The sequence below is a fragment of the Flavobacterium reichenbachii genome (assembly GCF_002217435.1).
GTDB classification, from domain to species: Bacteria; Bacteroidota; Bacteroidia; order Flavobacteriales; family Flavobacteriaceae; genus Flavobacterium; species Flavobacterium reichenbachii.
Map to the genome: position 1 here is coordinate 350,991 of NZ_MUHF01000001.1, position 12,653 is coordinate 363,643.

Sequence of the window (12,653 nt, forward strand, 5' to 3'; positions counted from 1 at the left end):
ACTTTCAGGTCAAAAAATACGGATGTTTTACGACCAAAAATTTTTCAGCTTATCCCAAAAATTAGATTTCGTGTTTAGGGTTTCCATTACCAACTCCTTTGCATTTGAGCCGTAGTTATCAAAAGTATTATCCCATGGTTTTTTAATTTCCTTGTAATTTAAATCGATCCAGTTGTTTACAATTTTATTTATTGGTTCCGGCAAAGACTCTCTTTCTTTTATTTCATCAATGTCAATCATCCAGTCAGAGTTTTCATAATAGATTCTGATATTTGGCGATTGTTCCATAGAACGTTTTCCTGAGAAAATCTCTATTGGTGAACCGTTTTTTAATTTAAGAATTGTTTTTTTCTTATTAACATTGTTTTGCTTCCATTTAGATAATTCAGTTTCCTGATTCAAATTAAACCAGCTGCTGATTTCTTCTTTTGTAGATTCAGTAAGTTTTTCTTCAATAATTTCTTTCGTATCTAAACGATAAACCGCTTTCTCAAACCCAAATTTTACATAAAGCTTAGGTATTTCATCTGTGCCCGATATTGCGGTATAAAACTTTATTTCTTTGTCGCCTGCAATTCTAAGTTTTTCAAAGTGGTTCGAAATAAAAGAAGCAGCATATTCGATAGAAGCATTATTGTTGTAAACAGTATCTTCACGTTTATTTGAAATAGTATAAACGGAAAGTATTTTTCCTTCTGAAAAAGCAAATTCGTTTGTATAGATATTAGCAGACATACAATCTGCTTTTTTATCCACTATTCGTTCAATTTCTTTAGATTCAAAGTCTACGACATCTATGGCACATGTTTTATTTAGAAGTATAAAATCACTCTGCCCCATAAAATATGTCTTTAGTACAGATTCCTCTTGAGTGTTGGTCAACTGGATTTCCAGTAATTCCTTGGTTTGATTTTCGATATCATAGACACACAATTTCTCGAAGTTGTCCTGGTCGCCCAAGTACGGATTTACAATAAATGCTATTTTATCTCCTTTAGCATTAAACGAAGGATAATAGGCTTCGTATTCAGATCGTGAACATTCATTTTCTCCAAAGTTGAAGTATTTTAATCTGTTGTTTTCGGGAAGGGCATGATGAATTAAAAAACCAGATTGATATGCACCCCAACAAGCCCCAATAAGCTTTTTACTAGGATGAATAATTGCTCCTCTGCCGTAATTACCATAACGTTCCAATTCGTATTCCTGAAAGCTATTGGTATTATAATTCCAAAAACTCCAATCAACGCTGCCAGATACTGCCGGTATCGTTAAATAAATTGTGTCTTCTTCTGCAAAACCGCCATTTAAAAAACCATCTTCTCTCTCGAGTTCACGGTATATAGAATAATCGGAAAGATTTACAACAATTGATTTTTTTGCGAATACCAAAAGCGCGTAAGAAGAATTGTCGTGCAGTGCTATACCTTTAAGTTTCTGTTCAACTACTAATTTACCTGAAGAAACCGTTTCCCAGTTTGAAGTTTTTAATTCTAATACAATGGATGATTCAGTTCCATAAACAATTAAAATTTTGTTTGAAGATGAATTCCAATCAATACCTAAAACAGGTTCTGAAAATTCTTCATTATATTTTAGTTTGAATTTTGGCATTGTTTCTATTTTAGATTTTTGCTGACTTCCGAAGTTTGATTTTACAGGTTAATTTCAATTAGAACATGAAGTTACTTCCTTCCTTTTCTGTTTTTTCAATTTCGATTACTCTTTTTGCTTTCAAATCGACTATTGCTCTAAGGTAACTTACTTTTGTAGAATCTTTATATATTTTTCCCTCCCATTCAATGCTTACAATTTTTACATTATCACTAGTCGTTGGATAACATTTATAGCTCACATAATCTTTTGATTTATGAGCTAATTTTTTGTTCGTCAATTTTTTAATTTCCGAATTGTTTTCTGCAATATTTATAGACAGTGAATCTATTTTGTATAAGCTGTCTACACTTTTTTCAAATCTCTCACGCCAGTTTATGCCAATTCGCTTTTTTAATATACTATCGGTTTTATGGTTTTGCGCCTCATCAATTGGATATTCATCTTGGTTTGTACAGCCTCCTGCGGTTACTCTAAAGGAAAAATTATACCATCTGTCAATAACATATCTGTATTTGTCTTTGTAGTCTGGAAGACCGCCGCGTATAGTGTAAGTAGGGGATAAGTTTTCCAGCCTTTTTTGGCGATTAATTTCGGCGGTATCTTGCAATTTTTCATTTTCTGTTTCTTCTGTTTTTCGATCAGAATAGAAATTTTGGTTGACCCAAAAGCCAGAGGCAAATGATAAAACAATTAGAATTAAAGCGACAATAATTTTTTTCATTTTATTATTTTTTTGGTGGTTAATTTGATATGATGCTGGTTACAAATATTGTTTTATTCGGTTACTATTTTCCACAAACAAAATACAAATACAACAATAAAAAAAACTCTAAAGCGCATTTCTGAACTTTTCTCGCCTTGATTAAATTCATCTTCATTAAATACTAAACCCAATTTCTCAGTTTGAAGATAATATATCGGAATAACTTCTTCGGCTGTATTTAGTTTACTCTTATTATTTTTATGAATTTTAATTGTAATGCTGCTATTGGGTTCCAAAGCATTTTCTACTTCAGTCCATCTTCCAAAAACTCCTCCTACATAAATTCCAAACCTGCTGGAATACTCTTTGGTTTTAAAATTAATTTTTATTGGATTTCGTTGGCCTCCAGATTTCAATTTTTCAATCACCGTTGCATTCAATTCTACTAGTTCATTTTTATTAATTTCGAAAGGCGTGTAGGTCATGTAAAATAACCAGCCAAAAAAAGCGAACAGACAAATTAACTTAAACCATTTATATTCAAAAAACTCTTTATCGGCTTTATTTTGTGTTTTAATATTTTTATTAGGTTTCTTTTTCATTACGTTTTATATATACTCGAACAATAAAAAATAAAGATAATTACTTTATTTTGCGGCACATTCACTCGCTATTCTGCCAGAGATTAAACCGGCCACCGTACCAAGTCCCGGCCAGGTATTGTCTCCTGCAAGCCAGAAATTTTCTACCCCGATATCTTGCGGAATAGATTTAAAATTAGAATTTTTCAAGGTTTGTTTAAATCCTCCGACACTTCCATTGGTTCTCTTTGTATATTTTTGATAGGTAAGCGGCGTGCCGATTTCGTAAACCATTGGATTTTTTCCCAGATCGGGATAAACTTTTCGTGCACAGTCAATTAAATACTGTCCGATATTTTGTTTTTTGGCTTGATAATCTGTCTCAGACAAATTTTGCCATTCAGAGATTTCACAATGCGTCGAAATCATTACAGATCTAAATCCTTCTGGCGCAGAGATGCTATCATCTTTAGCAGAAATAGAGATAAACATATTATTTCCGTTTCCTAATCGAGAATCATAATCAAGTAATATCTGATGATGTGTTAAGCTATGATTGGAGATTTCCAATTCTGGAACACCAAGAAAAACAACAATTGCACTTCCCTGATACTTTTCATTTTTAATTAAATAACGCTGTAATTTACTTTTTACAGTATCGGGACTAATTTCATAAGTCAGATCAATGGGTAAGGAGCTGATGATTTTATTAGACTTAAAAATTCCTTTTGTTGAGGTAATAACCCAGTTTTTATCTTCTTTTTTAAAGTTTAGAACTTTGTTTGCTTTTTTGATTGTGCCTCCAAGCTCAAGATAATGATTGGACAAATAATCCCAAAGACTTTTCATGCCGCCGTCTGCACGCATCAAGCCCGCACCTCTGATCGTAGTTCCCAATGCCGCATTAATAAATGGTGCATCTTCTACACTGCTGTGAACAGTATCTTCTATCAGCATCGACAACAATCCAACAAGCGGTTTATCATTTTCCAGCTTGTATATTTTTAGCACATCAAGCATGGTTAGATTAAGATATCTCGACAGGAATAAATTTTGTATTCCTATTGTTTTTACTACCGTAAATAAGTCTTTTAGATTATGAATAGGCAATTTAATATTTCGTCGGCTTGCGTTCCAGAAAACTGCTGTTACTTTATCCATAAGCTTCCAGAATTTAATATGATTTTCTGTAGCTCCCAGTTTTTCCAGACGTTCTTTCTGCCATTTTTCAGAATCTCGAAACAGCATGACTTCTCTATCTGGCAGCCAGGCGACATAATCTATATATTCGCCTTTGGGCAGGCTTAAATTAATATCTTTAAAAAAATTACCTCCGACACCGCCATCTACAAAATCGACTAAAGTTGTCGCTCCAACATCAAAAGAAAAACCTTTTTTCGAAAAAAATCCTGCACAGCCTCCTAATTGACCGTGAGCTTCAAAAACAATGGTATTAAATCCTTTATTCTGTAATCTTAAAGCAGTCGAAAATCCCGAAATTCCGCCTCCAAATATGGCAATGTCGTACTCTTTACTCATTTAGTTTTGTATCATAATTGTCTTTTTAATAGATCGTACGGCTTATTTAAAGCTGCAAAATAATTTCAATTAAAAATGTCAGTTTGTTTCTGTTAACAGCGAATATAGAATTATTTTTTTGGATGATAAGTTATTTTTTTAACAGAATTAGAACTATCAAATTCAAACAAACATAAATTAAATTTACTTTCTTTATTGACTAAATTTATTGCAGAAAACACTTATATGAATCTATATAAAAAAGGGTTAGTATTATTACTATTTAGCGTATTATCTTATGGACAAAAGAGTAAATTAAAAATTGTAGAATTTGTTTCTGTGCAAAATGCTGTATACGGTTATACTTACATCTTACCTGCCAATTTGCAAAAGGAATTAATTGAAGCTTATCATAGTTATGAATTTCAAGTATATAATTCGATGGATAATAGTTTTCGAATAAAAATATTCAGCGAAGATAATTTTGCATTTTCAGAACGAATACAAGAACTGAATAAATACTATAATAAGATAAAAGAAGCTAATCATGCTGCAATTGAAGGGGCTTCAATAATAAAAAGCGTAATAAATAATGAAGAAAATAGTTTTACGATTACTGGAAAAAATGAGAATGAGGAATTTATATGGAAAACTATTATGTGTAAAGTTCCTGTAAGTGGTGAATTTGGTTTTAATACTATGATCTTCTATTCTTCAAAATCAAAAAAGAATAGAAATTTAGGGTTAAAGCTCATAAATGAATTTAAAAACTTTTGATTGATCTGCTGTTCTTTGATTTGTTCCTGTGAATGATTTAAATTAAATGATTGTATTACAATTACTTAATATTGAAGCAAAAAATAAATTCACTACATTTAACCTGTTGAATTTTTGATTTTTTCTAAATTTTACAGCCTCCATAATTTAAAATTGTTCTGCAGTCTAAAAAAATGCCTAATCTTAAATTATATTTTTATGAAAAAAATTCACGAAACTAAAACTAGTTTTGCCGATTTAGGAGACAGAAAAATTGCCTACCGCTCTTACGGAAAAGGTACTTCTGTAATTTTTGTAAACCGTTTTAGAGGTACTCTCGATACCTGGGATCCTTTGTTTTTAAAATTAATGAGCAAAAGATTTAATGTCATCACATTTGATTATTCCGGAATAGGATCTTCTACAGGAGAAATGTCATCTGAAATCGCTCTTGTAGCAAAAGACGTAAAAGACCTTGCAGATGCCTTAAAAATAGATACAGCTATTATTTTGGGCTGGTCCTACGGCGGACTTGTTGCACAAGCAGCCACTTTGTTATATCCTAATTTAGTAACGCATTGTATATTGGTAGGAACAAATCCGCCGGGAGAAAACAAAGTTCCTCTTGAGCAGGTTTTTCTAGATGCAGCATTAAAACCAATAAACGATTTTGAAGATGAAGTGGTTTTGTTTTTTGAACCCAAATCGGCTGTAAGTCGCGTTGCTGCAAAGGAATCTCACGATAGAATTCACAAACATATAGATGTTTCTAAAATTCCATCGACTATGGATGTTTTTCAAATTTATTTTAATGGAGGAAACGGCTTTAAAGAAGATATTTTAAACTTTAGAGAACAGCTTAAAAAAACAAAAATCCCAATTCTACTTATTTGCGGTGATCATGATGTAAGTTTTGCGGTAGAAAATTGGTATGCCGTTTTTAACCAAATGACCAATGCACAATTGATTGTTTACAGCGGTACAGGACACGCTCCGCAGCATCAGCATCCGGAACAGGTTTCAAGATCTATAATTAATTTTGTAAAATATACGCATTAGTATATTCCTATTTAGAAATTGCTTTTTCGGTATCCACCGGATTATTTTCCTGATATAATTTTTGTCCTATTACCCCTTGGTCTCCTAATGCGCGCCCTTTTATGAGCCACGCAATTCCAAAGGCAAAAAGAGAAAGCGCTTCTAGAATTAATGTGGAGTAAGGAAACAATTTTAATTGTTCCGCAACAGGCACCATAACTACAAATAAAATAATTAAATAACCACAAGCTCTGTAAATATTATTTTCGTTTAAAATACTTTTTGGAGCCCTTGTCTCATTTTCCTGGCCAATTGTAAAAACATTAATGGCCAGTAACGAAAAAATTAAAAATAATAAAGCAGCAAATCCGTAGTGAAGGCTTCCCAGCCATACATCTGGGTAAGGAATAAGCGTGTAGATTTTACTGGAAAAATCATCTGGATTAGTGGGAATCAATGCGGTGCCCAATGCCATAATTCCGGCAATATTGGTCAATGCATTATCGTTTTTCCAAATAGAACGATTTCCGTTGCCTTTGTAGCAAATTAAAAATAAACCTACAGCACACAAAGTTCCGGTAAAAATTTCCCTCAAATTGGTGTAATAATAATGACTTATTGAAGGCTGGAGTTGTGTTTTAAAAAAAGGAATCAAAGAAAAACCAACCAAAAGAATAGGTAAACTAATTCCTAAATACCCAATCGAACGACGTATTCTTCTATAAGTAAAAATATCAAAACGCTCTATTTTAATCTCTTGATTGTTTATTTTCATAACCTTAAAGTTTGATTCTGAATAATAGAATTTAAAACAATAATATTCTCTGATCTGTTGGAAATCTTTATTTCTTAGAAAATATATTCTCGACAACCCAAGCCGGTCCAATCATTAAAAACTGAAGATCTTTTAAGAATGAAGGTTTTTTGCCTTCAATATTATGTCCGTAAAATTGCCCGATCCAGGCAATTACAAAAACACCAATAGAAAAGATCCATAAAGGAACAAACTGTCCAATGTAATAATTGACGATCAGGCAAAGAATAGAAAAAATCGCAATCTTAACCGCCATAGAAACCGATAACCTGATATAAAAAACAAGAACAAAAAGCAATACGATAACCGCCCAGTTTTCGATTATGGGTAAGTTGAGTTTTAAAGTATTGGCAATTAAACCACTCGGAATACTCATTAATAATCCTACGATAGAAAAGTAAATTGCTGGAACACAAATATAGTGTATTGCCTTATTTTTTGGGTTTTGGTGACTTACCGCATATTCGTCAAACCATTGTTCTAGTGTTCTCATTTTTATAGGTTTAGTTTTGTAAATCTAATAAAATTTCTTAGAATACATTCTTGTTGTGAGTTACTAATATTAATTTTTGAAAACGGCTTCTGTCAAAATCTATTTCGCTTGCTTTGACCGCAATCGGGAAATAAACTTCTGCATTAGAAATCATTTTTAGTTTATTCGGATTGCTGATTGTAAAATCTAATTTGCCTTCTGCAATAGAATTTAAACCCGCAATTAATGAAGTATCTAAGGCAAAATCGGTCTCTATATCGACAATAAGATTCTTGGCAAAAACAGTTCCTGTAATAATCAAAATATGATTGCGGTTTGCGTTTTTAAGTAAAGATGGATTGGGATGCAGAAAATCGGCAGAGAAAAAATAATCCTCAATATTTCCGATCGTATATTCTTTTGTAATCGAATTGTCATAACCAATAGTGACCTTTTTCCCAGACTTAATTTTTGAAGATAATTCTAATGCGCCAAGGCCTAGGGTTTTTAGTATATTTTCTAAAAGTGTAATTCCGATATTAAATCCGTAATCGTCTTTTTGCTCAGAATTGACGTTCAAAGCCGGATTTTCAATTTCGCTCAAAAGGACATTGCTCTTAAAGGCATGCTCAATGCTGGCATAATAAAGCTGCGCTTCTTCAAAAGGTTTTTTGAGCCATAATTGTAAAGGTTTGTGGTTTCTAACGGGTCCTTCAATAATGTCATAACCTTGTCCGCTTAAAAAATTGGTAAGTTTCATTTTAATGTGTTTTAAAGTTAAAGTAGAATTTGGTGGCTTTATGTTAATTTCTGTTTTACAATTGTTTACAGGTTATTTTTTTAAAAGTAGATTTAAAATAGATTTGTCTTTTCTTACAAAATTAAAATATAAATATATAACTAAGATTGAATTCGGATTATATTTTGTAATAATTTTCGATAAAAAAATGCGTAAAGGTCAAGAGACTTTTACGCATTTTTTAATGAAGTTTTATTTTGAATTAGAATATTTATGAACTGTGTTTAAAGTTCTTCATTTTGATTTTTTGCAGTTTTCTGATTGTAGTCAAAAACATTATCCCATAAATCATCAATGGTAACAAGAGCTTTCTCCAGAGGAATAACTTCCCATTTACCATTTTTTTCGATTCCCAGACCAATCTTTTGTAATTTTGATAAAGCGTCTTTAACATCAAAATCGAGATCGATATTGAAGTTTGCAGAAAACCAGGATTCGATTTGATCGTCAAGCTCTTCGGCAGTTAACGGCTGCAGACTTTTATCTAAAAAAGAGTAGGCTAAAATCGTTTCCTTTAGCACTTCTTCTTCAGAAGAGTTCAGGAGCGAATAAAAAGCGCCGCTGTTGTTTCCGAGATTCTTAAAATAAAGACTGTCTGAAAGCATTTTCCCGTATCTGATTTTCTTATTGATAAAATTATTATACTGGCGGAACAGGTACAAACATAAAATTCCTAATGCAATTAAACCCTGATTCAGCGAAGCTTTACTATTTAATAAATCAATAGCTTCACCCGACTGATAAGCCGCATACATTCCGATCAAAGCCGGAATTACGGTTGTACTCAACAGCGAAAAACCCCCAAAGATTCCCGGAACCCAAAAGAATAATTTATCTCGCGTTGACATCTTCGGGACCGCGTTTGGAAATATCGTTTCGAGATCGTTTTTAGGAACACGCTTAAAGATTTTTAGGCCGATAGAACCCGGATCAATCGGCATTTTTCCTAATTTGACTTTATTATCTTTTAGATAATCGGCTTCGTTATAATTGAGGTAAATCATAACGCGGTCGTAATATTCTACTTCAATTTCTTTCTTCCAGAAAATATATTTAGAAACCTTTTCTTTTGCTTTATGCTGTCCGCGAACGTAGACTTCGTAATCTTTAAAAGCATTAAAATCGATAGAAAGATTTAAGCCAATCAAATCAGATTGCTTAAAAGCTTTTTTTAAAGTTTCATCGTCAACACGAGTATAATTGCCGTGCGCCAAAACAGTTAGAAGTGTTTCTTTAAAGACAGAAAAATCACTTTTTCCGGCAAAACTTTCGCGCTCTTTTACACTCAAATCCGGATCGAATAGAGCGTAGTTTTGTTTTAGGTTTCGATTTAGATTAAAGGCTTCATAATGATAATAATGCTCGACAATATCAAACAGTTTTTTAAAATCATCGACTTTTTTTTGATCATCGGCGAAAGCAGCAATTTGTTGTTCGAGTAAGAATTCCTTATTAAAGGGAATATAATGTTCTCGTTTCATACGTTTTTTGACTTAAATTTCGTGGCATTTATATCATACAAAAATACCACCCCAAATTTAATTTTAGGATGGTATTGGTATTAAAGTTTTATTATTGTTTTAAAGTCATTTTAATCCGTTGGGTGTAATTAGCAAAAAAGTTAATTTAACACATAGGAATATAGATTTTAAAATATTTAGAAAAGATAATTTTAAAAAATCTTGATTTTCACACATAGCTCTGTTTATTAATACAAGTAAAACGCCTTTTACAAGTTTACAAAATCTATGTTTCTATGTGTTAAATATAATTACACCTAAGGGTTCATTTTAGGTTTTAATTATTCTAAAACGTCCCGGATATTTTGACCATATACTTTTTCTGTTGCCGTAATAATCCATAAATTCCTGACATACAAAAACAGCATGCGCACTCGACCACGCTACAACACCGCAAAATTCACTTCCTGATAATCGCTTTAGCTGTTCTACCTGTTTTCCTTTTTCAAAGCCCAGATATTTATAGATTGTCGGCGTATATACTTCGCCATCTTCTAAATCTTCTAATGCTTTGTCAAAAGTTTTCTGCTTGTCAATAATTTGTTTGTATTTTGCCATCACCGCGTATGATAATACCGCATAATCTCTTATTTTCTGACTCTCTTCGTTTTTTTTGATAAACACAAAATCAGCAGAGAATTTTGCTTTGTTTAATTCTTCAATATTAAGATTAAAGGACGCGTTATTTTTTAATGTTATTTTGTATAAACTATCGTCTAGTTTTTCGGTTACAAAAAGATTGTCTAATCCGTAAATATTCAAAGCTGCTTTAATAAAAGCGATTGACGAGCAATTGGTGCGTTCGCCTTGTTTAAAACTTTCAAATATTATATCCGAACTCAATTGCGCATATGAAGTTGAACAAACAAACATTAAAAATAAAAATGTTGAAGTAAAAGATCTCATTTCTCTTAGATTATTTAATTGTTTTCCTAGTGATATTTGGGAATTTTACAAAGCTAAAAAAATCAACTAATAATTAATCATTTTACTTTCTAACTTTTTAAAAAAAGTTGTGGATAAAAGGTTTGTTTTTTTTCTAATTTCAGAAATAGGAAAGGTATAACATGGATATTACACAAGAACTAAGATTAACTTTACAAATTATTTTTATGACTTATATTGTAAATTTGAGTTGAATTTTAATAATCAAATTTCACTTATGGAAAATAAAAAAACTTCAGCAATTCAAAATATCGTTAGAATACTTTTAGGCTTATTTATGATTACGGCGGCAATAGGCCATTTTACTTTTCAAAGAGAAGATTTTCAGGCACAAGTTCCAAATTGGGTACCGCTCAGTAAAGATTTGGTTGTAATACTTTCCGGAATTGTAGAAATTACATTAGGATTGTCGATGATATTTTTAACGCGTTACAAAGCCAAAGTCGGAATTGCACTCGCCATATTTTACGTCTTGATTTTCCCGGGAAATATAGCACAATACATAAACGGAACTCCCGCTTTTGGACTCGATACCGATCAAGCGCGTTTGATAAGATTGTTTTTTCAACCCGTTTTGATTTTTCTAGCTTTGTGGAGTACGGGAGCGATTGGTTATTTAAGGAGAAAAATTTAGCCTAATATTTTGTAAGAAAATATCTTGTTTTTTTATTCTTGTTATAGCTTTAATTTTGTAGGTTTGTCATCGACAAAACATTTATAGGGATTATATGTTGAGACTTTTTAAAGTTAATATAATCGGAGCCCTCATTCACGTTGCTGGAGCTAGTGATAGCCCTAATCTCATTCTTTATGAATGTTTTGTCACAACCGAAGATGAGGGTTTCGTGCGTTTAATATTTTCAGAATGACAAAAGAAAATCAAAAAACACACCGCGATGTAATGCGGTCAGTAGCTATTTTCCTTTCAAACTTAAGCTTTGAAGGCGATTTTAAAAAACAACCTGTGTATTTGCAAGAAATGTTCGAATTATTGCTCGAAACAGAATTTGGAAACGATCTCATTCTAAGGCAGAAAATGTTAAGCTGTCTTAAAACCAGCAGAGATTTGGTTAAAGTTTTATCTCAATTCACAGACAAGCAAATTCAAAAAGCTTGCGATAATGTAACAATGGTAAAAGCTATTTAAGGTTTTTATTATTTTTTTAAAATTGAAAAGCTCCGGTATTGCGGAGCTTTTTTTGTTCAATATATAACTATAAAAAATCATTGTTTTTTAATTATAATTCCATGCAGATAGCGCGGATTTGCAATCCGTGCCCTCAAAGTTGCTCACGTTTTCTAAGTAAATAAATTATGGAATATTATTGTGTGCATGGATTGCAAATCCGCGCTATCGTCGCGTATTGTCGTTTTCTATATCTGCGCGATTGGGTTGTTTTTTGAAATTATATTTTTTCTAGTTCTACTGCTTCTTCAAAATATTTTTTGAATTTCTCAGACACTTGTTCGTTTTTGAATTTGATGATTGTATATGAGCTGTCAAATGCAATAATTTCTAGTGCAGCGTTTTGTATTTGAAAATTTCCATTTTTCCAAATCATATCATTTCCTTCAGCATAAGGCAAATCATTTTCGTCGATTAAAATTACTTCACTTTTTGGAAAACCAGATATTACGCCCCAGATAAATTGTGTGTGGCAACTGAGAATTTCTTTAAATTCAGAACTTGATAAAATAAAGAAATCGTGGTCGTGGTTAATTGGTAAAATCTTATCAGATATAAAATCTAAATCACTTATTACCCAATTAAAATCTTCAATTTCGTCTAGAATTGGTTTTAATAATTCTTTTAAGTCGGTATGGAAATCTAGTTTTTTTGTATTTCGAATAATCCAATTCATTTTTAATCGTGTTTAATTCCTTTGCTAA

14 protein-coding genes are annotated in these 12,653 nt (G+C 31.9%); 4 read left to right on the plus strand and 10 right to left on the minus strand.

The features are described 5' to 3' along the window. Positions 1–27: 27 nt before the first annotated feature. From B0A68_RS01580 to B0A68_RS01595, 4 genes are read right to left on the minus strand one after another with little or no spacing between them, the layout of a single operon-like run. Positions 28–1,614, minus strand: coding sequence for a hypothetical protein (locus B0A68_RS01580; protein ID WP_035685335.1), 1,587 nt, complete (start codon positions 1,612–1,614; stop codon positions 28–30). Positions 1,615–1,672: 58 nt separating this feature from the next. Then, the gene (locus B0A68_RS01585) at positions 1,673–2,338 is read right to left on the minus strand and encodes a hypothetical protein (RefSeq protein ID WP_035685332.1); all 666 of its coding nucleotides are present in this window, start codon (positions 2,336–2,338) and stop codon (positions 1,673–1,675) included. A gap of 53 nt (positions 2,339–2,391) precedes the next feature. Then, on the minus strand, positions 2,392–2,922 hold the full coding sequence (locus tag B0A68_RS01590) for a hypothetical protein (protein WP_035685330.1): 531 nt from the start codon (positions 2,920–2,922) through the stop codon (positions 2,392–2,394). 45 nt (positions 2,923–2,967) lie between these two features. Then, a complete protein-coding gene (locus tag B0A68_RS01595; protein ID WP_035685328.1) occupies positions 2,968–4,440 on the minus strand; it encodes a phytoene desaturase family protein in 1,473 nt (490 codons plus the stop codon). A 225-nt stretch (positions 4,441–4,665) separates the two neighbouring features. Between B0A68_RS01595 and B0A68_RS01600 the strand changes: the two genes are divergently transcribed. Beyond that, positions 4,666–5,196 carry a hypothetical protein gene (locus tag B0A68_RS01600; protein ID WP_035685326.1) on the plus strand — a complete coding sequence of 177 codons (531 nt, stop codon included), beginning with the start codon at positions 4,666–4,668 and terminating at the stop codon, positions 5,194–5,196. Between the two features lie 198 nt (positions 5,197–5,394). Next, complete coding sequence (locus B0A68_RS01605; protein WP_035685323.1) at positions 5,395–6,234, plus strand: alpha/beta fold hydrolase; 840 nt, start codon at positions 5,395–5,397, stop codon at positions 6,232–6,234. Between the two features lie 7 nt (positions 6,235–6,241). On the opposite strand, the gene B0A68_RS01610 is transcribed toward B0A68_RS01605, so the two are convergent. From B0A68_RS01610 to B0A68_RS01635, 5 genes are all read right to left on the minus strand, one after another. Continuing rightward, on the minus strand, positions 6,242–6,988 hold the full coding sequence (locus B0A68_RS01610; RefSeq protein WP_035685322.1) for a hypothetical protein: 747 nt from the start codon (positions 6,986–6,988) through the stop codon (positions 6,242–6,244). Positions 6,989–7,055: 67 nt separating this feature from the next. After that, positions 7,056–7,520 carry an Mpo1 family 2-hydroxy fatty acid dioxygenase gene (locus B0A68_RS01615; RefSeq protein WP_035685321.1) on the minus strand — a complete coding sequence of 155 codons (465 nt, stop codon included), beginning with the start codon at positions 7,518–7,520 and terminating at the stop codon, positions 7,056–7,058. A gap of 37 nt (positions 7,521–7,557) precedes the next feature. Further along, on the minus strand, positions 7,558–8,259 hold the full coding sequence (locus tag B0A68_RS01620) for a gasdermin (RefSeq protein WP_035685319.1): 702 nt from the start codon (positions 8,257–8,259) through the stop codon (positions 7,558–7,560). Positions 8,260–8,522: 263 nt separating this feature from the next. After that, positions 8,523–9,779, minus strand: a complete 1,257-nt coding sequence (locus B0A68_RS01630) for a TMEM143 family protein (RefSeq protein WP_035685317.1) — start codon at positions 9,777–9,779, stop codon at positions 8,523–8,525. Between the two features lie 309 nt (positions 9,780–10,088). Next, positions 10,089–10,724, minus strand: coding sequence for a hypothetical protein (locus tag B0A68_RS01635; protein WP_035685315.1), 636 nt, complete (start codon positions 10,722–10,724; stop codon positions 10,089–10,091). Positions 10,725–10,980: 256 nt separating this feature from the next. On the opposite strand from B0A68_RS01635, the gene B0A68_RS01640 reads away from it, so the two are divergent. After that, positions 10,981–11,397 (plus strand): DoxX family protein, encoded by a 417-nt coding sequence (locus B0A68_RS01640; RefSeq protein WP_035685314.1) that lies wholly within the window; start codon positions 10,981–10,983, stop codon positions 11,395–11,397. A 231-nt stretch (positions 11,398–11,628) separates the two neighbouring features. After that, complete coding sequence (locus tag B0A68_RS01645) at positions 11,629–11,910, plus strand: hypothetical protein (RefSeq protein ID WP_035685312.1); 282 nt, start codon at positions 11,629–11,631, stop codon at positions 11,908–11,910. A gap of 259 nt (positions 11,911–12,169) precedes the next feature. Here B0A68_RS01645 and B0A68_RS01650 read toward each other — a convergent pair whose 3' ends face one another. Continuing rightward, on the minus strand, positions 12,170–12,625 hold the full coding sequence (locus B0A68_RS01650; RefSeq protein ID WP_051892655.1) for a hypothetical protein: 456 nt from the start codon (positions 12,623–12,625) through the stop codon (positions 12,170–12,172). Positions 12,626–12,653 lie beyond the last annotated feature (28 nt).